The organism is Mucilaginibacter sp. P4_C11, from assembly GCF_056402115.1.
On sequence record NZ_JBFUIA010000002.1, the window covers coordinates 146,932 to 168,910 of the forward strand.

The window sequence follows — 21,979 nt, forward strand, 5'->3', positions numbered from 1 at the left end:
TATTATACCCCGCATTTTCGGGACTGCAAAGATACAGCTTATTATGTTATTAACAAATAGTTTTACACTAATTTTTAGGCCGTTATTCATCCTGCTGTTCAGGCAATTAAAACCCAAGGCTTTTGTTAACAAGTTAGCTGCAACTGCAAATGTTTATTGGTATTTGTCGCTCAAAGAAGCTAAGACGCAAAAAGACCAGATCACGTTGCCGCCCCGATGGTTAATCGGGGTGGCCGCATGCTAAGTATGCGCCGTGCCTTTAGGACAATCAACTATGTTTCTCGTCAAACTCAATTCTTTCGCTTTGCAAATTGAGAACCCGTTTAAAAATATAAAATCCCGGGTGAAACTTACTTTCGGGATTTGCATATCTATTACTTAGCATGGCGTTTACCCATCAATTGGCGCACAAGCCTGGAGGCTTTCGGCAGCGATAAGACCTTGCGGCAGCCGGAGCACAAACGCTTGCGGTAGCTGGAGGGCGCACAAGTCTGGAGGCTGCGACGCGAGCAAGTCACTTAACGCCTTTGCTCGAAATTTTCATCTTTGATTGGCCCGTTACTATAGGCCTACTTCTTTTTAAACCAGGGCACAAACACGCTTGTACTGGCCTGGTATTCTTTAAAGGCCTCGCCCTTGGAGCGCAGGGATTGTTCTTCGGTGGCGGGGATGCCGGTAACTTTTAATAGCAGGTACAAAATTACAGCCGGGCTAATGATAGCCAAAATGCCCCATGGCGATCCTAACGCGAAAACGAAATAGGAAACCCACATGAGCCACTCAAAAAAATAATTGGGGTGGCGCGAGTAGTTCCAAAGGCCTATTTGGCAAATCTTACCTTTATTGGCCGGATCGCTTTTAAAGGTAGCCAGCTGCCTGTCGGCAATGGTTTCGCCGGTTACACTGATAAACCAAAGGATAAAACCGGCATACTCCAGCGGAGATAATACAGTTTTGGTGTTAAGGCAAGAGATAAAAAAGGGAATGGCCAAAAGCACATTTGAAATGGCCTGGAACTGGAAGAAAAAGAAAAACTTCTTTTCGGCATTGGGTGCCCACTCTTTGCGCAATTGCTGGTAGCGGCCTTCTTCCTCATCCAAATGCCTGGTAATGCGGGTAGCCAAATGGGTACCTAAACGCACGCCGGCTATTATTACCATGGCACAAATCAACACCTTGCGGTCGTGATAACCGGGGGCTAAAAAAAACAGGATAATGGCAATAACCGGGAAGTTGTACGACCAAAAAATATCAACCACGCCCGCGTTTTTAATTTGATGTGCCCAAAGCCATACCAGCACCATAATGCCGCAACAGGCCAACAGGCAATAAATTACCAAACACAAAAGCGAACTGTTATCCATTTTTCTTCCCAAATAATTCTTTTAAACCCTCGCCCGGTTTAAGCCGGAAAAGCTGGATGAGCACAAAAGCACAGCTGGCAATACTGCCCAGCGCAAATAATAAGATGAGCCAGATAATTTTAACAATGATATACTTCTCTTTATAGCATACCCAAACAAATATAACTAAAACATTGGCGTAAAAATCCCATAGCGTGGCCCGCATCCAGGGGATGGAACCCAGGTAATCCCAATTGGTAAACAGGTTGCTGTTCAGGCTGGTTGTTATCACCACATAACACATCCACACCAAAACAACACTAAACAGAATTTTTAAGGCATTGATCATGGCCTGCGCTTATTTGGTTTTTGCGGCCCTGATAAATGCAAGGGCATCGTCCGAGTGTTCTTTACCCTGCATCATGGCTTCGTGGGTGTAAACTATTTTGCCCTTCAAATCCACGATAAAAGTTTCGCGGCCGGTCATAAAAAACTTTTTGTGGATGCCAAATTGGTTATAAACCTTGTTGTCGGGGTCGCTCAGTAAAGTAAACGGCAGTTTGTAATGGTCGGCAAAGCCTTTGTGGCTGGCAACCGTGCCGCCGTTTATGCCTATCACCATAGCGCCGGCCTTAGTAAACTGGTCAAAACTATCCCTAAAGGCGCAGGCTTCTTTGGTGCAAACCATGCTTTCATCTTTTGGATAAAAATAAATAACCAAAACCTTTTTGCCCACGTAGTCGGCGGTTTTAAATTCTTTGCCATTTTGGTCGAGCAACGAAAATGAGGGCATGGCGTCGCCGGTTAGTAATTCTTTACCGGTTTGGGCTTGTGCCGCGCAGGTAAACAGAAACGAGGCCCCTAATATGATAAGCAAATATTTTAGCATGGTGGTGTTCATTTCCATAACCTACGAAATTTTTGAGTACAAGCGATTTAATTATCGTAAAATAAAAAGGCCATCACTTTGTTTTATAGTGACGGCCTGTATTTTATGCTTGTAACAAAGATTTTATACCAAATTCTTTTTGATATAGCTGATGCTTTTGGCGATACTATCAAACGGATCGCCGGGGCATATATCCTGTTCAACAAAGAAATATTTTACGCCTGCCTTTTTTGATTGGGCCAGGATCTTTTTAAAATCGATAACACCATTACCTACCTCGGTAAATTTCTTTTCGGGAGTGCTGTCCATATCCTTCATGTGTAACAATGGGAAACGGCCCGGGTATTTATTAAAAAAGGCAATAGGGTCTTGTCCGGCTTTGGTCATCCAGTACAAATCCATTTCCATTTTTACATTGTCGGCATCAGTGGTTGTTAACAGAATCTCGTACGGGTATTGTCCGTTATCCTGTATAAATTCAAAATCGTGGTTATGGTAACATAACTGGATGCCCGAATTTTTACATGTTTGACCGGCAACATCAAGTAAGCCCGCTACTTTTTTATAATGCTCCACGTCGCCCCGTTCTGATTGTGATAAGTAAGCGCAAACCATGTACTTGGCACCAACGGCGGCGGCATCATCAACGGCCCTTTTCCAGTCGTTAAGGATGGTTCCTATCTGCGATGCGCCATTAACCTGCTCCTCGCCAAGGCGATAATGCGCGCTTGGCATTGCAAGGCCTTCCTGCGCCAATAAGCTGGCAAATCCTTTGGCATTCATACCGTAAAACAACTCGGTGCCTGTGTAAGTTGCCCCTTCAACGGTGTTGTACCCTAACTTAGCTACTTTAGCTAATGCGGCGGCTGGGTCTTTCGCCATGGCATCGCGCACGGTATATAATTGCAGGCCTATCTGTTTTTTGTCGTAAGCAAATAAGTTTGGTGCTGCTAAAAGTCCGGCAGTAAGCACAGCCGAAGTTTTAATAAATGAACGTCTGGTAGTCATAATTATATTTTATAATTAGTGAAGAATTGGTGGTGTTTATGATTGGTGATGTAAATATACTGTATAAACAATACTAAAAGCAAAGACTTGATTTTATTTGAATAGTTTAATTAAACTAAGCAATTAAAAAGCAGTCATATTGTTACAAACGGCCTTACACCTTTTGCTTTTACACCTATCACAATACAAATATGAAACTCCCTGCAGGTTTGGTTTTAGTGTTTTTGTTTTGCTGCGCATTAAAAACGCATGCGCAATCAAGTGGTTTGCTGATCAGGATTGGCACTATGCAGCCAATGGCAGATCTGCTCGACAGCAATGTAAGCAAAGGTTCGTTCCGGGTTAATATCGGCTACGGGAAAGTTTTCGCCGGCGGCCATTCCGGGTTTGATATTACCGGTTTCGCCGATGTAATGAGTTATAATTTTTATTTTGATGATGATTACAAGCGTTTTGAAGGTACAACCCTGTATACCGGTATCGCTGTAACGCCCCACTATTGTATCAATCCCGAAAGCGATGTACAAATAGCCATTGCCCTCTCCATAAAAGGGGGCTATAATGTTGGATATGGCGATGTATACCGTTACAGCGAACCCCGGGATGATTATACCGAAAAACTGGAGGGCAAATCAACAAACGCAGGCTATACCTTTGCTTATTCGCCCATGATAACTTTTTCCATTCCAACCGAACATGCCAGCGTTGGGCTGGAGCTGGGTTATGATAGTTCAAATTACGGCGCGGGCATCAACCGGTTAAGGTCAAAATATTATGCTCCAATAAAATATAATTCGGGTTACTTATTCTTCGGGGTTTTTTTCAGGCTGCACCATTAACCGATCGGTTTTATGACGGATAGTATGATTAGCCATTTGCAATTTTTTACCCACCTGGTTAAATTCGCCCCTCAACTACGAGCGCGTAGAAGTGGCGCTCCCGGGATTTTTAAATCCAAGATGTCCGATTTTTCAGCCTGCTTTTTCTGTTTTTTTTAGCAAAATATCGTCATTTTATTTTTGTATTAATAAATACACGTTTTGTATCAATAAATAGCACATTTATTGCCCAAAAGTTTGAATTAATTGCTTGTTTTTACGCATTAATGCATGAAAAAAAAGGCGATTTTGAGATATAAAAGGAAGCTGGTAAATTTGTACTGTTTCACACAAATAAAACCGGTTTCGATGTTGCTTTGCACAGCATTAACCTTGTGGAATTCTCGTTTATTTATGTGATTTAGCGCCTATCCGTTTTTACCAGCCACACTATCATTACGGGTCGTGTTTTTTTGATACGAAAATTATTATGCCTATCAATTAAGTAGCCATTTTTACATATAAACAACATTCTTTTCCCTAAACTTGCAGTACAAAACGATTGTTGCTCCTCAACAGCGTATTATAAAACATGAGTGAAGAATTTTACGGGCAAATTTTTACCAAGCAGCAAAAGCTTGACTACGTGCCGTCTAACAAGGAAATTACCCGGTGGGCGCTGCGCGTTATTCATTTGCTATATCCGGAGCAAACAGCAAAAATCTTTTCAACTGTTGACGAACTAAAGTCGGAATTTGCGCTGCTGGAGGCTGAACTTTACAAAATTATGGAGGCCACCAGCGCCTGTGCCGATTGCGACAACAAAAAACGTGCTGCCGGCTTTTTTGAATCCCTACCGCAGCTTTACCAGGTTTTAAATACCGATATACAGGCTATATTTAATGGCGATCCGGCTGCCCGCAGCGAGTTCGAGGTTATACGCACCTACCCGGGCTTCTTTGCAATTTCGCTTTACCGGCTGGCGCACAGCTTATATACCCGCGATATTCCATTGATCCCCAGGATACTGACCGAATATGGCCACTCAAAAACAGGTATCGACATTCACCCGGCAGCCGTTATAGGTGATTATTTTTACATTGACCATGGCACCGGCATTGTCATCGGCGAAAGCTGCACCATCGGCGCGCATGTTAAATTATACCAGGGCGTTACACTTGGTGCACTAAGTGTTGATAAAAGTATGGCATTTACCAAACGCCACCCAACGGTACAAGACAATGTGGTTATATACTCTGGCGCTACCATACTTGGTGGCGAAACGGTGATAGGCAGCAACAGCGTTGTTGGAGGAAATGTATGGCTAACCAAAAGCCTGCCACCCAATTCAAGGGTGTACCACACGCCAAGCATCCGTATTCTGAAAAAACTAACCCGGCGCATTTTTGGCGAGCAAAAATAATAATGATACCATCTGTTTTACATCTACCAAAACAAAACAACAATGGCTACACTCATTGATTTAATAGGCAACACGCCTATGGTTGAAATAAAAAAGCTGAACCCCAATCCCAACGTGCAGATATTTGCCAAGCTGGAAGGCAACAACCCCGGCGGCAGTGTTAAAGACCGCGCATCACTTAACATGATCCGCAGCGCCATCGAGCGTGGCGATATTAAACCCGGCACCAAATTAATTGAGGCTACCAGCGGCAATACAGGTATAGCGTTGGCTATGATTGCCCGCTTGTTTGATTTGGAGATTGAATTGGTAATGCCATCAAACTCCACCCGCGAACGCACGCTTACCATGGAGGCTTTTGGGGCCAAAGTAACTTTGTTAGAAGGCATTGAGCTTTGCCGTGATTACGCCGAAGAACGGGCCGCAACCGGCGAATTTTACCTGGTAAACCAGTTTGCCAACCCGGATAATTTTGGCGCACATATTAAAAGCACCGGCCCCGAGATTTGGCGCGATACGGAAGGCAAAATAACCCATTTTGTGAGCGCGATGGGCACCACAGGCACTATTATGGGCTGTTCTATGTACCTTAAACAGCAAAATGACGATATCCAGATAGTAGGCTGCCAGCCTACAGAGGGCTCATCTATCCCCGGCATCCGCAGGTGGCCCGCGGCTTATCTGCCTAAAATATTTGATGCATCAAGGGTTGATAGGGTAATGGATATTTCGGAAGAAGAAGCTACCCAAAGGGCACGCGAACTGGCCAAAGTTGAGGGCGTATTTGCCGGCATGAGCAGTGGCGGCGCCTTATCTGCAGCTATAAAATTAGCCTCCGAATTAAAAGAGGGCCTAATCGTATTTATTTGCTGCGATCGTGGCGACAGGTATCTGAGCAGCGAGTTGTTTGGATAGTATTTTAGCTTATTGCCCCAGCTCGTAACTGATAACCACCGTTGGCAATAACGTAGCGTTATCAAGCGGAATTTGATTATCTGTAATTATTGGCTTGCGTTGGGCATAAAAATCAAACATGTGCTTCTCTAAACTCTTACCCGGTAAGGCCGGCGGAATGAAGCCTACAGAGAAGGGCAATACAAAATCATGAGTCTTTTCATGATCGGGGATAATCCATTTATGGGTTGATTTTTTTAAAGCTTCAATAATGGGCACTGTTAAAACATAGTCATCAGCATAATAAATCACTATTCTTGTTATAGTGCCCTTTGTATCGGCAGTAAATTTAAATACCGCGGTACCGGCAGCCCTTTTCTTAATTATTTCGGGCGATACAACAACGCTGTCTTTAAAAAAGGAGTTCATCACAGGTGCGCCACCCTGGAAAGGGAATGCAAGCTGTGTTTGCGCCATAGCGCAAAATGATGATAAAACTACTACGGCTAATAATATGATCTTTTTCATTAATGGTATTCTTATGTTAATGTGGTTACTTTGGCTGTGGGCGTTCACTTGGATCGCGCTTGCTGCCATCATATAACTCATACTCAAATAAACGGCAATCCAGCTTGCCATTGTAAAACTCAATTCTGCGCGACGGGCGTAAGCCTATCTTTTTTGCAAGGTCAGGGTTTCCTGTAAAAACATATCCCCTGTAACCAAGGCATTTCTTTTTCAAAAAGTCGCCCATTCTTTTATAGGTAATCTCCAGCTTGCTGTGTACACCTAAGCGTTCACCATATTCCGGATTAAACATTACTACTCCAGGTTCTTCGGGTACTTCGGTATCTTCAAAGTCACAAACAGCAAAATCAATTAAATGTTCTACTCCTGCGGTTTTAGCATTTTTTTGGGCAATATCAATGGCATCTTCAGATATGTCGGTAGCTATAATCTTAAAACCTGTCTCCTTCTTAGCTTTATCCTTCAACTTACGGCGCTCAACAAAAAACACGTTTTCATCGTACCCCATAATATGCATAAAGCCATAGTTCATTCTGAATAAACCGGGATGCTTATCGGTAGCCAACAGAGCCGCCTCAATGGCCAAAGTACCAGATCCACACATTGGGTTAATAAATGTGCTCTTCCTGTCCCAGTTGGTTGCCATAATAGTTGATGTGGCCAAAGCTTCAAGCATGGGGGCCTTACCAGGTATTTTGCGGTAGCTGTGTTTGGCAAGTGTTTCGCCCGATGTATCCATAAATATATCGGCCTCATCGTCCTGCCAGTACAGGTGCACCAGGGTTTTATTTGCTTCGGCGCCAGAGTTAGGGCGAATGCCTTTAACCTCCTTAATCCTGTCAACAATAGCATCTTTCACCTTTACGTTGGCAAACAAAGGCGTAAGTATATGCTCGTTATTAACGTTTGATGTAACCGAAAAGTACCCGCTGAAATCGATCAGCTTTTCCCATTCAATGGTCACTAACTCGTCGTATAGTTCTTTAGGGTCGGCGGCTTTAAAACTCTTTATTAAATAAAGCACCTGGCTTGCGCAGCGCAGATTTAAGTTAAGCGCTATGGTATCTGTAACTGTGCCCTTAAGCTCAACCCCGGTTTGAAAAACGCGGACCGGTGTATAGCCCAAAGCCTCTACCTCCTGTTGAAGATAGCCTGACAATCTTTTATTGCAGGTAATTATTATTTTACTTTCGTTGTGGAAAACTTGCATGATATTTTGCGAAATTAAGCATTAAAAACGCCCTATTTTAATTTCTTATCTATTAACTTTACATTTTAAATTATTTGAAGATTATGGAAGTTAAAGGTAAAGTACATGAAGTGTCGCCAACACAACAGGTAACCGACTCACTAAAGAAGCGCGAATTGATATTAGAATATATTGAAAACCCTCAATATCCTGAATATCTGAAGTTCGAAGCTATACAAGATCGCTGTGCTTTGATTGACAATGTAAAGATAGGCGATGACGTTGAAGTTTTCTTTAACCTGCGTGGCCGTCCATGGACTGATAAAACAGGCAAAAAAAGCTATTTCAACTCGTTACAGTTATGGAAAATTAACGTTCTTGCAGGTGCAGGCGCGGCATCTTCACCAGAGTATGCAGCACCGGCCGCAGACATCAGCTCATCAAGCGATGACGATGATTTGCCATTTTAATTGGTTTGTCATTTGCATAAAATATAAGAAAAGGCCTCAATTGGGGCCTTTTTTTATTGCCTCTCCTTCACCTGCCAGCTACCGGCAATAGGTTATATCTCAAAGCGTTATTATTAATTTACAATTGTTAAATTTTGTTAAATAGCCCCTTTGTTGGCTTATTTAAAATATTTTTGTTTGTTAACAAATGAAGAAACGCAGTATTGGTTTGATTATTGGCTTAATGGGACTTGCACTTTTGGGTGTAATGGCCATGCAATTGTATTTTTTAAGGCAATCGTACCAAATGCAATCCGAACTTTTTGACCGCTCTGTTAATGAGGCTCTTAACAACGTGGTATCAAAAGTAACCAAGCAGGACGCCAACAACTTTTTAAATTCAAAAGCCCAGGTTAAAGCAGTAGAAATAGATGACGCGGGAATAAAAGTTGTAAAAAGTGCTGAAAATAAGCTGTTTACTGCTAAGCCAGGCAAGCGGCAAACCCTGCGGCAAAAAAAAATAGCCCTGCTGCGCGATAGCCTTGAGCGCATGATTAAACATCAAAAACTTGATGATGAGTTAAGCGATTTACTACAGCAGGAAGGCACAGTGGATATTAAAGTTACCATGGCACAGTTTACCGATGATGCGGGCATAGTGCATGCCAGCTACAAACAGCAGGTAATTGGCACGCACATTACCCACACCGCAAAAATACCTCACAAACTGCGCAAATATGATACGTTGCGTTACGAATACCCCGACCCGCAATTTGGCAAACAGCTGATTTTGATACCACGCATTAATCCCCTGTGGCAGCGCGAACAAGTGCGCAAGCAAAAGGAAAGACAGGTTGCCCAGATCAAAAGAATGCTGGAGACCGATTCGATCCAAAACGTAAGCGTAAACACAAACCCCGGCAAGGCAAATGTGATAGCTAACCTGGCCGAAGAATACAGCAGATCGGGACAACCACTTACTAAGCGTTTAAACCTGCTTTGGATAGATACGCTTTTACGTTTTGAACTACATAACAAGGGAATATCTTTGCCCTTTAGCTACGAAGTAAGTACAGCCAATAGTGATTCACTCATATTTTCCAACGCCAGTGACCTGGACGGTAACAAGCCCGTGTTTATACCCGCCAATACCTATCAAACCGCTATTTTTAGCCGCGATGTTATCAACGATCCGGGAAAGATCAAGCTATCGTTTCCGCAAAAAAACTCACTCATCTTAAGTAAAATGACCGCTACTATGGGTACTACCGGCGGTTTGCTTATTGTTTTGATATTTTGTTTTGGATATACCATTTTCTCAATCCTGAAGCAGAAAAAAGTATCAGAGATGAAAATAGATTTCATCAATAATATGACCCACGAGTTTAAAACCCCGGTATCAACCATCATGATTGCCAGTGAGGCTTTAAAAGATAGGGAAATTACAAACGATCAAAATAGGGTATTACGCCTGGCCAATATAATTTTTGAGGAAAACGAACGTTTAGGTAGCCATATAGAGCGCGTATTAAATATAGCCCGCATCGAAAAAAATGATTTTAAGCTTGATAAAAAACCGCTTGATGTAAACGATATGATTGCGGTTGTATTGGATAGTATGGCGCTTAAGCTGCATAAATGCAACGCTAAAACCACACTTGAACTGGAAGCCGAAAACGCGGTAATAATTGCCGACGAGCTTCATTTTTCAAACGTGTTGTATAACCTTATCGATAACGCAATAAAGTATAGCCATGAAAACCCCGAAATAACCATCAGCACTTTTAATAAAAACGGGCAGGTGGTAATTAAGGTGGCCGATAGAGGGATAGGCATGAGCCGCGATCAGCAAACAAAAATATTTGAACAGTTTTACCGTATCCCTACAGGTAACCTGCACGATGTTAAAGGTTTTGGACTGGGCTTAAGCTATGTAAATACCATCGTAAAACGATTGAACGGCAGTATCAGCGTAAAATCTGAAAGAGAAAAAGGATCGGAATTTGAATTGAAATTCGCGGTTGCTTAGATGAGCTCGGACTTTCCGACTTCCGGACTAAAAAATAAAAAAACTTTCGGACTTATCGGACTTTTCCGACTTCCGGACTAAACACAACATGAAGAAAATACTACTGGTTGAGGATGATGCCAATTTAGGTTTACTGCTACAGGACTACCTGCAGTTGAAAGGGAAATTTGATGTTATCTTGTGCAAAGATGGCGAAGAAGGGCTGCGTACATTTACCAAACATGTATTTGATTTGCTGATACTTGATGTAATGATGCCCAAAAAAGATGGCTTTACCCTTGGAAAAGATATCAGGAAAATAAACCCCAACGTACCCATTATTTTTGCCACCGCCAAAGGCATGATTGAGGATAAAACCCAGGCCTTTAACCTTGGTGGTGATGATTATATTACCAAGCCATTCCGTATAGAAGAACTACTGTTGCGAATAAATGCCTTGCTGAAACGCAGCAGCGGTACCGAAAAAACTGAAGAGGAAAAGCAAACCAGCTTTAAAATTGGCCGCTATACTTTTGATTATACCTCGCAAATCATCACCATAGGCGAAACACTTCAAAAGCTATCTACCAAGGAGGCCGAACTTTTACGCCTGCTATGCATGCGTAAAAACGAAGTACTTACCCGCGAAGAAGCACTCCTGAATATTTGGCATGACGATAATTATTTTAACGGCCGTAGTATGGATGTGTTTTTAAGCAAAATCCGGAAGTATTTAAAAGATGACCCCAATGTAGAGATCATTAATGTACATGGCCGGGGCTACAAATTGCTAATCAATTAGCAGGAGTTTCGGATGCGTTTACCGGGATGGTTGCAAAACCTTAATAAAAGCCGGTTCTTGACCGCGGTGTACTTTCTGGTAAATTTTTAAACCAAAAAGAAATTTTATTCTGCCTTATTGTCAATGCATTAGCAGGAGTAGGGTTAAGCGAGCATAACATTATCTCCCCACGCTCCGTTAAATCCACTTACAAAATGAATAAGGCTGGCATTTCCCCCTTTTAGGGTATTGATTAACTGGCTTTTATAATTATATTTGTTTACTGATTAATTTATTAAACTCAGACAAAAGGCTCAATGAGATATCTTTTACTAATTATCTTATGCTCCGCAAGTATATCCGCATCGGCACAATGGTGGGTAAAACCGGCTAAAAGCATAGGTAACGTATTTAAAAAACACGAGCGCTTTCCGCTGATTGCTGATGTAAAAGACCACTCCATTGGCCGGCTACCTGCGGCGCAGTTAGCTAAACATAAAATTACCACTGTTAACCTTGATCTCGCCTCCTATTCGCTTTACCTGCAGGAGATGGCGGTAATGAAAACCGCACAGCATAATATGAGGTTCAGGGTGTACAATGCGGCAAGCTATAATTTTAGCGATCTGGCGCAAATGTACCTTAAGCAAAACCGCTTATCCGAAGCTAAATGGTATTGGCTGCAAAGCCTGCAGATATCGCGCCAGCAAAACGACGACAAGCACACCATTACCAGCTTAATGGGATTGGCAACCTGCAAAGCAGGCTATGGCGATTTTACCCAGGCCATGCAGGATTTAAATGAAGCCCGCGATATGGCCAATAGCCACGGCTTTACGGCCGATGTTGCCAGCATTAACAAACAAATGCGCTACCTGCAAGACAATAAAGATAACCCTAAAGCCGAGATCCGTTATGCGGAGACCGCCGAACAGGAGCCTAAAAAGGTAATTAAATAAATTTTTTATGTAACAATAGCGTAAAATGCCATTGCTTGTATACTACAAGTAAAACATTATCGTATAATTGTTATTGTTATTAAGAGACAGCATTTTGACTGTCTCTTTTTTTTACATTAGCAATAATTTATTAGGCACAAGTATTGATGTTTTACACCACTCCCGATTTAACTACAGTAAAAAATATGTTTAAGAAAGTATATTTATTAGTATTACTGGCCGCTGCACTTGCATGTAAGGCATCGCCATCAAAACCAATTAAAGTTGCAGCCTCGGATTTGCAGCCAGATGAGCAACAGGTTATTGTGTGCAAAAAGATTGCCGAACTGATTACCAATTACAATTATAAAAAGGTTGAGTTGAATGATTCTATATCGACAATTATATACAACCGGTACATCAAATCATTAGACGAAAACCACAGCTATTTTTTAGCGTCAGATGTTAAAGACTTTGAAAAATACAAAACAGTGCTTGATGATGACATTAAAGCAGGTAACCTTAATGATGCTTTTTATATTTTCAATGTGTTTCAAAAAAGGTACATTGAGCATGTAAATTACTCGTTGGCCCGGTTAAATAAAAGCTTTGATTTTGATAAAAAAGAATCATTTGTTTACGATCGTGATAAACTGCCATGGCCTGCCAATCAAGCCGAAATGGATGATATGTGGGGACAGCGCGTTAAATACGACCTGCTGAACCTAAAAATAGCCAGCCCGGATATGGCTAAAAATAAAGAAACACTTAAAAAACGTTACGAAAACTTATTGTCGCAAGCCAATAAGCTATCTAACCAGGATGTTTTTCAATATTTTATGGATGCCTTTACCGAGGCTATCGATCCGCACACCAATTACTTTAACCCCTCAAACGCGGCTAATTTCAATATCGAAATGTCTCGTCAGTTAGAAGGTATAGGTGCTTCCCTGTTAGTTGAAAATGAATACGTAACTATCAAATCGGTGGTACCGGGTGGCCCTGCTGATAAAAGTAAGCAAATATCTATCGACGATCGCATTGTTGGTGTTGYGCAAGGCAAAGAAGGCGAGTTCCAGAACGTAGTTGGCTGGAGGGTTGAAAATGCTATCGCCCTTATTCGCGGCACAAAAGGCACAACGGTAAGGCTTGAGATTTTACCGGCTGGAGCTGGTGCGGGCAGCAAACCAAAAACTGTAGAAATGGTGCGCGAAAAAATTATTTTAAAGGATCAATCGGCCAAAAAGGAGATTCGTACCTATAACAGTAATGGCAAAGCAGTTAAAATAGGGGTGATATCTATCCCTGCATTTTACATCGATTATAATGATTACAAGGCGGGCAACCCCAACTATAAAAGTACCACCCACGACGTTAAATTATTGCTGGATAGCCTGAAACAGGAAAATGTTGATGGTGTAGTGATTGACTTACGCGAAAACGGTGGGGGCTCATTAATGGAAGCTATCGAACTTACGGGCTTATTCATCAAATCAGGCCCGGTAGTACAAGTTCGGGATACTAAAGACCAGGTAGATGTAGAGAAAGATGAAGATCCATCGGTTACTTATTCAGGTCCGCTGGGTGTACTTGTTGATCGTTTTAGCGCTTCGGCATCTGAAATTTTCTCTGGTGCTATACAGGATTATGGCCGCGGGCTAATTCTTGGCACTCAAACCTATGGTAAAGGTTCGGTACAAAACGCAATCGACCTTGATAGGATTTTGGGCTCGCCAATCCGCGATAAGATTAATCAGTTAGCCAATACAGTTACCCCTGGTGCAAAAAAAGGCACCATGAAGGTTTCAACCGGCAGCCAGAGCACTTACGGACAGTTAAATTTAACTATAGCTAAGTTTTACCGTATCAGTGGCAATTCAACCCAACATAAAGGAGTTATGCCGGATATCCAGTTCCCATCGTTAATTCCTTTGGATAAATATGGCGAGGATACCGAGCCATCGGCGATGCCTTTTGATGTGATTGAGAAAAGCGATTTTACAAAAGCCGGCGATTTTACCGCGGTATTGCCTCAGCTTAAAAAAATGCACGACCAACGCATGGCTACCAGCGACAGCTACAAATATATGCTGGAAGATATTGCCGACTTTAAGAAACATGATACTGAAGGTAGCGTAACCTTAAACGAAGCTGATTTGAAGAAACAACGCGATGCCGACGAGCAAAAAGCGCTTGAACGCAACAACCTGCGCCGTGTGGCATTAGGCCTTCCCGCACTTAAAAAAGGCGACAAACGGCCTAAAAATGAAGATCTTGACTTTGTAAAACGCGAGGTAGGCCAGATCATGACTGATTACATCAGCTTAGGATCGAAGTTTACGAGTGTGAAACCTTAGTCAGATGTGCAAATTTTAGATATGCAAATGTGCAGATGATGAAAAAGAGAATGGCCTTTCAACAATTGAGAGGCCATTTTTTTTATGCTTTATCCAGATCAAATAATCTGAGATATACACATTCAAAATCTTCCATCTGCACATTTGAAATCTGCACACCTGCACATCTGGGGTTCCTACCCCAATATCTCCTTTATATCATCTGCAGTAAGCGATTTGATAAAACTCTCCTCGGTGGTAATTAAAGCCCGGCTCAGGCTTAATTTGCGCTGCTGCAAGGCAAGTATCTTCTCTTCAACAGAATCTTTGGTGATGAATTTGTAGATGAACACATTTTTGGTTTGCCCAATACGGTGGGTGCGGTCAATGGCTTGTTGTTCAACCGCGGGGTTCCACCAAGGGTCAAGGATAAATACGTAGTCGGCCTCGGTAAGGTTAAGGCCTACGCCTCCGGCTTTTATCGATATCAGGAATACCCTGGTTTTCTTATCCTCTTGGAATTGTTTAACCACATCGCCCCGGTTTTGGGTGCTGCCGTCAAGGTACACATATGATATCCCCTCGCGCTCCAGGTGCTCGCGGTAAATGGCAAGCTGCTTCACAAACTGCGAGAATATCAACACCTTGTGCCCGCCATCCAAAACGCTGGCCAGGGTGTGTACAACGTTTTCAAATTTCCCGCTATCGCCCTCGTAATCCTTATCAATCATGATGGGATGGTTGGCTATCTGTCTCAGCTTAATAAGCCCCTGCAAAACCTGTATCTGGGTTTTGGCAAAGGTGCCATCCTCCAGGCTTTTGAGCAATTCGTTGCGGTATTCTGATTTTATTTTTTCATATACCGATGCCTGCTCCTCGCTCATCTCGCAGTAAAGCAACGTCTCTGTTTTTGGTGGCAGTTCTGTAGCTACCTGCTCTTTGGTACGGCGCAGTACAAAAGGTTTAATGAGCGCCTGTAGCTTACGGGCCTTATCCTCGTCCTTTTTCTTTTCTATGGGCGTTACAAACTCGTTCTGAAAAAACTGCTGGTTACCTAACAGGCCGGGGTTTATAAACGACATCTGCGTCCATAAGTCATTAACCGAATTTTCAACCGGGGTACCGCTCAATATCAGCTTAAAGCGCGACTTGAGCTGCTTAACTGCCTGGAATGATTTTGACGATGGATTTTTGATGTTCTGGCTTTCATCAAGTATCACATAATCAAAAAAGTACTCCTTAAACATCTCGATATCTATCCGGCTGATGCCATAGGTGGTAATAACCACGTCATAGTTAGCAAACACATCTGCCGACCGATATCGCAATGTGCCGGTATGAACCATCAGCCTCAACTGCGGTGTAAATTTTTTTGCCTCGTTAAGCCAATTGTATATCAACGATGTTGGCATAATAACCAGCGATGTGCTTTTGCTGCCTTCCGCTTCGGTAAACTCTTTATGTTTTTGCAGCAAGGCCAATGTTTGTATGGTTTTACCAAGCCCCATGTCATCGGCAAGGCAGCCGCCAAAATGATATTGTTTTAAAAAGTGAAACCAGTTATAACCCGCTTTTTGATAAGGGCGCAGGTTACCATCAAAATTTACCGGCATCTCAATTTCCTCCAGCTCTTCAAAATTGGTTAGCTTCTGTAGCTTACGGGTCATGGTAACGTTGGCCATTTCACCTTCGGCCAGGTCATTAACCAGGCCTATATGATGGCGGCGCAGTCGTAAATCATTGCCGCCCTCGGTGAAATGAAGCAGGTTGCCATATTGCGAAAACCATTTTTCGGGGATAACAGCAATCTCGCCCGATGGCAAAACAAATTCCTTTTTATGGTTAAGGATATGGTTTTTTAGCTGGATAAAGGGAATACGGTATGGCCCAAACCAAACAATGGCGTTAATATCAAACCAATCGTTGTTTTCAGATACTTCAAGGTCTATTTTGCTGTTTCCAAAAACGTACCGCTTTTGTCCTTCAGGTTGCTCTATTTCAAAACCCTGCTCTGTTAACTGGTTATGATGCTGATTAAGCCATTCAAATACCGAGAAAGAATGATCGGCATCCTCATCATGCTTATTATCAACCTCCAGGTTTTGAAACAAACTGGATACGGTTTTAAGGCCCAATTGTTCCAACTGCGCCATCTTGCCTTTTTCCCAGGTACCCGAGCGTTTAATGCGGTGGAACAGGTAATCGTCGCCATTTTTCTCCATCCTTACCGATACCGTACGCCCATCGCCGTAAGGGAAAATATAGCCCGCATATTTAAAATACAATTGCAGCTGCGATGTGCCCCCCTCTACATAAATAGGTTTTATAACCGGCTGCGCATCGTATTTTTCGGTATTTATCGTGAATCCTTCGGCATATACATTGTGCTTCTCAATCAGCGGCGCAACAAACTTTTCAAAGTAGGACTGCTCTGACGACCTGGGAATTGCGATATAGCGCTTATTCAGGAACGGCACCAGTTTTTTACCCTCTATCTCTTTATCAAAATAATACAGGGTGTCGTCCAGCAGCATCCAGGCCGGGTGGTTACAAATGATCTCGGCATTTTTAAACATGAATTCGATGCGCATTCCCTGGTATTTAATCGTCGGGAAATACCGTATCTCCTCCTCATTTCGCCTGAAATGGAACAGCACGCTGGCCGGCTCAGTTGCTATCTGCAGCTTCCGTTCGCCGGGATAGCCCTCCTTACTCATCTGGTAAACCTTTTTGCCGGTTTGCGTCAGCAGGTTCAGTGCTTCGGCCATGCGTTTCTCCAGCTTGGGGCGAATGGTATCAAATAATGTTTCGTTAAATATCTTGGCAAAAAACTCAAACGGCCGAATAGGCTTTTTATAAAAGCGTTTAATCACATTGCCCTGTTCCATCTCCTCCAAAATCTTGATAAGCTTAATATCAACCTCGTCAATACAATGAATAAACTCCTTTGCCGTATTGGAAAATAAGCGCTGGTGGGTTAATGAAAATTCGCCGTTGGGGTTAAGCTGAACGATGTGTGGCTCAATTACATAGCCAAGGTAATCATGCTTTGCAATGGCATAAATAATCTGGCAGGGTTTTGTACTGTCTACTCGTAGCATTAACTTTTGATAAAAAATTAATAGAAGCTACATCAACAAAAAATTCAAACGTAATCAGAATTTGGGGGAATTGAAAGGATTTTTTGTTTTTTAATTCAGAAAGCGAATTTGGAGGCCGAGGCTGTGCCCTTGTTAACAGCCTGCGTGGCGGTAAAAACTTAGGCCCTAATATTTTGCCGGCAGCATTACAATTTAATTCAATTTCACGAATCTCAGGGCCGATTGTGTTGGTCAAACGCCAAAACATGGTTAACATAACTTAACATATTTCGAAATTAAAACCTATTAAGCATTTAATAATCAGCTGTTTGCGACTTTGGCATGGTTAACATAAAAATGATGTTTTCGCAATTAAGGCATCTAAATATCTGTTCGTTTTGTTGACCCTTTTTCATTGCAACCATCCCAGGAGGGCATCATTTCTAGCAAAAGACAAAGATGCTAAGTGGCGAAGTGACCTGCTTATTTTTCTTTGCGTCTTTGCGCAAGAAAAGTATCCTGTTTAATATTCCGCAACAACATTTTTATTATTTTAGGGCATCATTTTACAATGGAAGTACACCACCACACCCACACCGACAGAAGTAAGCTAAAGCATTACCTATTTGAATTTTTCATGTTGTTCCTGGCTGTCTTTGCCGGCTCAGTTGCCGAATATGAACTGGAACATATCAATGAACATAGCCATGCCAAGGAATATATGCACAGCATGGTAAGAGATCTTAAATCGGATACCAAAGATTTACAGATTATTATTGACCTAAACAACAAGAAGGTAAAGGGGTTAGATAGTGTTATTAACATTTTAAGTACTCCAAATATTTCCAAACCCGAAATTATACATCTGCATAAATTAAGTTGGGCGATGCTGGTAAGTTCGGTTATGCCATTTTCAACCGGCACACTTACCCAGCTTAAATATTCCGGCTCATTAAGGCTGATACAAAACCATGCTATTACCGATAGCATCATGAACTACGAATCTAACATCACTCAAATAGACGGGCAAAAAAAGGGGTATAGCGATTACAGCAAAGAATGTATTGATAAGCTTAGTGAAACAATGGACGTACGCTATATTGTGGAAAACGGGAAAACACCCGGCCCTAATGTAAGCCCTTTATTTGCATCAAACGCTTTACCACTGGCCAATAAGGCGGCTTTGTTAAAAGGAGTGGTATTGGGCTACAACAATATGCTGGAACAACAGCTGCAACATGCTAAACTATTGATCAGCCTGATTAACAAAGAGTACGACCTGGGCGACGAGTAGCTTCATTAACCCAACTAACTCTCGCTGTTTTTTTCTCATTACAATTTGTAGGGAATGCATTATGCCGTAAGTATATTTATACTTAGTTTCGGATTGCATAAACCGCCATTTTTAACCATAACACCCTTGTGATGAAGACTAAACTTTTACTCCTGCTTTGCCTATGCCTTCCTGTTGCCACACTCCTTGCCCAATCGGCAAAAAACTACCATATAAAATCGCCGAATGGCGAAATCGATTTAGCTATTGCTACCGGTGCCACAATCAGTTGGGAAGCAAAGCATGAAGGGACAGCGATTATCACCCCGTCAACTGTATCCATGACATTGGCTGGCGGCGAGGTGTTAGGCAAAAACGCGGTTGTAAAATCGGCCAAAACATCATCCGCAGATACCTGGTTTAATACCCCTATTTATAAAAAAGACAGGGTTCATGACCAATACAACCAGGTTATCATCAACTTTAAAGGCGATTACGCGGTTGTATTCCGTGCCTATGACGATGGAGTGGCCTACCGCTTCACCACGCAAAAAAAGGGTGAAATTACCGTTGTTGACGAGGAAGCCAACTTCAATTTTAAGGACGATAATAAAGCTTATCTGCCTTTTGTGAACGATTTCAGGAACAAGGATAAATGGACAACCTCTTTTGAAGCACTTTACGATAACATCAACATCTCTGCCGTAAAAAAAGACACCCTGGCTTTTTTGCCCGTATTGGTTGATGTTGGCGCTCCGAAAAAGGCAGCCATTTTAGAGGCCGACCTAAACAATTACCCGGGTATGTATTTAACCGGCGATGGTAGCGGCAGCAAAAACCTGAAAGGAGCATTTGCCAAATATCCTACAGTGGAGCAAACCGGCGGTTATGCCAACATGAACTACGTGGTGAATGGCCGGGCCAATTATATTGCCAAAACCACCGGTACCCGCAGTTTCCCATGGCGCGTGGTGATTATCAGCACCGAAGACAAGCAGCTGGCCAATAGCGACATGGTGCAAAAGCTTGCCGAACCATCAAGGCTAACCGACCTATCGTGGATAAAACCCGGCAAGGTAGCCTGGGATTGGTGGAACGACTGGAACATCAGCCACGTTGATTTTAAGGCAGGCATCAATAACCCAACCTATAAATACTATATCGATTTTGCATCGGCTAATAAAATAGAATATGTGGTGCTGGATGAGGGCTGGTCGAGCATTGTGGACCTTACCCAGATTTCGCCCGAGATTAACCTGCAGGAACTGCTTGATTATGCTAAACAAAAAAACGTGGGCCTCATTTTGTGGACCAGCTGGTATGCACTTACCCGCCAAACCGATTTAGCTTTTGACAAATTCGCCAAAATGGGTGTAAAAGGTTTCAAAATAGATTTTATTGACCGCGACGATCAGAAAATGGTTGCATCGCTATATGACATAGCCCAAAAGGCTGCCAACCATCACCTGATTGTTGATTACCATGGCATGTACAAGCCCGGCGGCATTCAGCGCACTTTCCCCAATATTGTGAATTTTGAGGGGGTGAAAGGGCTGGAGAATGTAAAATGGGGTGTAACCAACCATCCTGGTTATGATGTAAGTATTCCGTTCATCCGCATGCTATCCGGCCCGATGGATTATACCCCCGGGGCTATGCGCAATGCCACAAAAGCAAACTTTCGCCCTGTAAACGGCAACCCGATGAGTCAGGGAACTCGCTGTCATCAACTGGCCATGTATACCATATTTGAGGCCCCGCTGCAAATGATGGCCGATAACCCTACCATTTATACCAAAGAGCAGGAAAGTACCGATTTTATAGCTGCGGTGCCTACCACCTTTAACGAAACCGTTGCCCTTGATGGTAAAGTGGGCGAATATGTAGCCATTGCACGCCGCAAAGGCACCACCTGGTATGCCGGCGCCATGAGCAACTGGGATGCGAGGGATTTAAATATCGATTTAGCATTTTTGGGCGATGGCAATTATAAGGCTATTGTATTTGAGGATGGCGTAAATGCCGATAAGGACGCTACCGATTATAAACGCACCGTTATTAACGTTACCGCGAAAGACAAGCTATCTGTAAAACTTGCACCTGGCGGTGGCTGGGCTGCAAGATTTGAGAAGGTGAATTAAGTATAATTTCGTTATTTTTATAGCTTAGGCACTCATTTACAAATAACTATGGGTTCAAAAGGTATCCAGGGGCAATTATGGGGTAAGCGCCCAAAAGATTGGGCCAACATCCAGGAGCAAACGGGCAATGCCGGCTATCTATATGTATTAGATTATCTTAAAGTAAATAACCGCTATTCGATGTTGGATGTAGGCTGCGGCTCGGGCTTGTTTAGCGATCTGGCCTATCACGCCGGGGCGAAGGTAACCGGCATCGATGCCAGCGAACCGCTCATCGCATTAGCCAGGGAACGAAACAGGGCTGTCACCTTTTTAACCGGCGAAATGGAAGAACTCCCATTTGCCAATGATAGCTTCGATATAGTTTGCGGCTTCAACTCGTTTCAATACGCAGCCAATGTAAAAAACGCGCTTACCGAAGCTAAGCGTGTTTTAAAACCCGGCGGCATGCTTATTGCCATGATATGGGGCAATAAAGAGGATTGCGAAGCCGCCAGTTACCTAAAAGCTGTAGGTTCGTTAATGCCACCACCGCCACCCGGCGCACCCGGGCCATTTGCATTGTCCGAAAATCAGCTGTTAGAAAACACCCTGCAGACCGTTGGCTTTAAAATCCTGGAAAGTTCAGATATCGATTCGATATGGGATTACCCCACCACCGAGGTCGCGCTAAAGGGGTTAATTGCAGCAGGCCCTGTAGCGAGGGCCGTAGATCACAGCGGCTTTGACAAGGTTTATGAAACCATATCGACCGCTATACAGCCTTACATTAAAGCCAATGGGCACGTAGTTTATCATAATAAATTCAGGATTATTATAACGGCGAACTAAAACCTTACTGCCCGCATACTTATATCTAAAAACCTATTTCTACAATCGCT

General features: G+C 42.8%; 18 protein-coding genes. 11 read left to right on the forward strand and 7 right to left on the reverse strand.

All coding sequences use genetic code 11. The features are described from left to right. Window positions 1–569 precede the first annotated feature (569 nt). The 4 genes from AC1DU2_RS02540 to AC1DU2_RS02555 all read right to left on the reverse strand — a co-directional run bounded on the left by AC1DU2_RS02540 (window position 570) and on the right by AC1DU2_RS02555 (window position 3,240). The gene (locus AC1DU2_RS02540; protein WP_477382625.1) at window positions 570–1,364 is read right to left on the reverse strand and encodes a DUF1295 domain-containing protein; all 795 of its coding nucleotides are present in this window, start codon (window positions 1,362–1,364) and stop codon (window positions 570–572) included. Further along, a complete protein-coding gene (locus tag AC1DU2_RS02545; RefSeq protein WP_477382626.1) occupies window positions 1,357–1,692 on the reverse strand; it encodes a DUF1475 family protein in 336 nt (111 codons plus the stop codon). Before AC1DU2_RS02545 ends, AC1DU2_RS02540 begins: the two co-directional genes overlap by 8 nt. Window positions 1,693–1,701: 9 nt before the next feature. Continuing rightward, window positions 1,702–2,250 (reverse strand): peroxiredoxin, encoded by a 549-nt coding sequence (locus AC1DU2_RS02550; protein WP_477382627.1) that lies wholly within the window; start codon window positions 2,248–2,250, stop codon window positions 1,702–1,704. Window positions 2,251–2,355: 105 nt separating this feature from the next. Further along, window positions 2,356–3,240: a sugar phosphate isomerase/epimerase family protein gene (locus AC1DU2_RS02555; protein WP_477382628.1), complete on the reverse strand. Its 885-nt coding sequence runs from the start codon at window positions 3,238–3,240 to the stop codon at window positions 2,356–2,358. Between the two features lie 191 nt (window positions 3,241–3,431). Here AC1DU2_RS02555 and AC1DU2_RS02560 point away from each other — a divergent pair, with 191 nt between their 5' ends. The 3 genes from AC1DU2_RS02560 (at window position 3,432) to cysM (ending at window position 6,396) form a co-directional block, all read left to right on the forward strand. After that, window positions 3,432–4,079 carry a hypothetical protein gene (locus AC1DU2_RS02560; protein ID WP_477382629.1) on the forward strand — a complete coding sequence of 216 codons (648 nt, stop codon included), beginning with the start codon at window positions 3,432–3,434 and terminating at the stop codon, window positions 4,077–4,079. Window positions 4,080–4,650: 571 nt separating this feature from the next. Next, window positions 4,651–5,481 (forward strand): serine O-acetyltransferase EpsC, encoded by an 831-nt coding sequence (gene epsC / locus AC1DU2_RS02565; RefSeq protein WP_477365548.1) that lies wholly within the window; start codon window positions 4,651–4,653, stop codon window positions 5,479–5,481. A 42-nt stretch (window positions 5,482–5,523) separates the two neighbouring features. Beyond that, a complete protein-coding gene (cysM, locus tag AC1DU2_RS02570; protein ID WP_477365545.1) occupies window positions 5,524–6,396 on the forward strand; it encodes a cysteine synthase CysM in 873 nt (290 codons plus the stop codon). Between the two features lie 9 nt (window positions 6,397–6,405). Here the strand turns inward: cysM and AC1DU2_RS02575 are convergent, their stop codons facing one another. Both AC1DU2_RS02575 and AC1DU2_RS02580 read right to left on the reverse strand, forming a co-directional pair. After that, the gene (locus AC1DU2_RS02575; protein ID WP_477382630.1) at window positions 6,406–6,903 is read right to left on the reverse strand and encodes a hypothetical protein; all 498 of its coding nucleotides are present in this window, start codon (window positions 6,901–6,903) and stop codon (window positions 6,406–6,408) included. A 25-nt stretch (window positions 6,904–6,928) separates the two neighbouring features. Beyond that, window positions 6,929–8,113, reverse strand: coding sequence for a THUMP domain-containing class I SAM-dependent RNA methyltransferase (locus AC1DU2_RS02580; RefSeq protein WP_477382631.1), 1,185 nt, complete (start codon window positions 8,111–8,113; stop codon window positions 6,929–6,931). Window positions 8,114–8,196: 83 nt separating this feature from the next. Between AC1DU2_RS02580 and AC1DU2_RS02585 the strand changes: the two genes are divergently transcribed. The 5 genes from AC1DU2_RS02585 to AC1DU2_RS02605 all read left to right on the forward strand — a co-directional run bounded on the left by AC1DU2_RS02585 (window position 8,197) and on the right by AC1DU2_RS02605 (window position 14,625). Further along, window positions 8,197–8,562, forward strand: coding sequence for a DUF3127 domain-containing protein (locus AC1DU2_RS02585; RefSeq protein WP_477365536.1), 366 nt, complete (start codon window positions 8,197–8,199; stop codon window positions 8,560–8,562). 187 nt (window positions 8,563–8,749) lie between these two features. Continuing rightward, on the forward strand, window positions 8,750–10,570 hold the full coding sequence (locus AC1DU2_RS02590) for a sensor histidine kinase (RefSeq protein WP_477365533.1): 1,821 nt from the start codon (window positions 8,750–8,752) through the stop codon (window positions 10,568–10,570). Between the two features lie 88 nt (window positions 10,571–10,658). Beyond that, window positions 10,659–11,351, forward strand: a complete 693-nt coding sequence (locus tag AC1DU2_RS02595) for a response regulator transcription factor (RefSeq protein WP_477365530.1) — start codon at window positions 10,659–10,661, stop codon at window positions 11,349–11,351. A gap of 296 nt (window positions 11,352–11,647) precedes the next feature. Then, window positions 11,648–12,289 (forward strand): tetratricopeptide repeat protein, encoded by a 642-nt coding sequence (locus AC1DU2_RS02600; protein WP_477382632.1) that lies wholly within the window; start codon window positions 11,648–11,650, stop codon window positions 12,287–12,289. A gap of 185 nt (window positions 12,290–12,474) precedes the next feature. Beyond that, a complete protein-coding gene (locus tag AC1DU2_RS02605; RefSeq protein ID WP_477382633.1) occupies window positions 12,475–14,625 on the forward strand; it encodes a carboxy terminal-processing peptidase in 2,151 nt (716 codons plus the stop codon). 176 nt (window positions 14,626–14,801) lie between these two features. Here AC1DU2_RS02605 and AC1DU2_RS02610 read toward each other — a convergent pair whose 3' ends face one another. After that, entirely contained in the window at window positions 14,802–17,705 is a 2,904-nt protein-coding gene (locus AC1DU2_RS02610) for a DEAD/DEAH box helicase (protein WP_477382634.1), read from the reverse strand. Window positions 17,706–18,255: 550 nt separating this feature from the next. Here AC1DU2_RS02610 and AC1DU2_RS02615 point away from each other — a divergent pair. The 3 genes from AC1DU2_RS02615 to AC1DU2_RS02625 all read left to right on the forward strand — a co-directional run bounded on the left by AC1DU2_RS02615 (window position 18,256) and on the right by AC1DU2_RS02625 (window position 21,929). Further along, complete coding sequence (locus AC1DU2_RS02615) at window positions 18,256–18,978, forward strand: hypothetical protein (RefSeq protein WP_477382635.1); 723 nt, start codon at window positions 18,256–18,258, stop codon at window positions 18,976–18,978. A 131-nt stretch (window positions 18,979–19,109) separates the two neighbouring features. Then, window positions 19,110–21,098 carry a glycoside hydrolase family 97 protein gene (locus AC1DU2_RS02620; protein ID WP_477382636.1) on the forward strand — a complete coding sequence of 663 codons (1,989 nt, stop codon included), beginning with the start codon at window positions 19,110–19,112 and terminating at the stop codon, window positions 21,096–21,098. A 48-nt stretch (window positions 21,099–21,146) separates the two neighbouring features. Continuing rightward, a complete protein-coding gene (locus AC1DU2_RS02625) occupies window positions 21,147–21,929 on the forward strand; it encodes a class I SAM-dependent methyltransferase (RefSeq protein WP_477382637.1) in 783 nt (260 codons plus the stop codon). The last annotated feature ends 50 nt before the right edge of the window (window positions 21,930–21,979 follow it).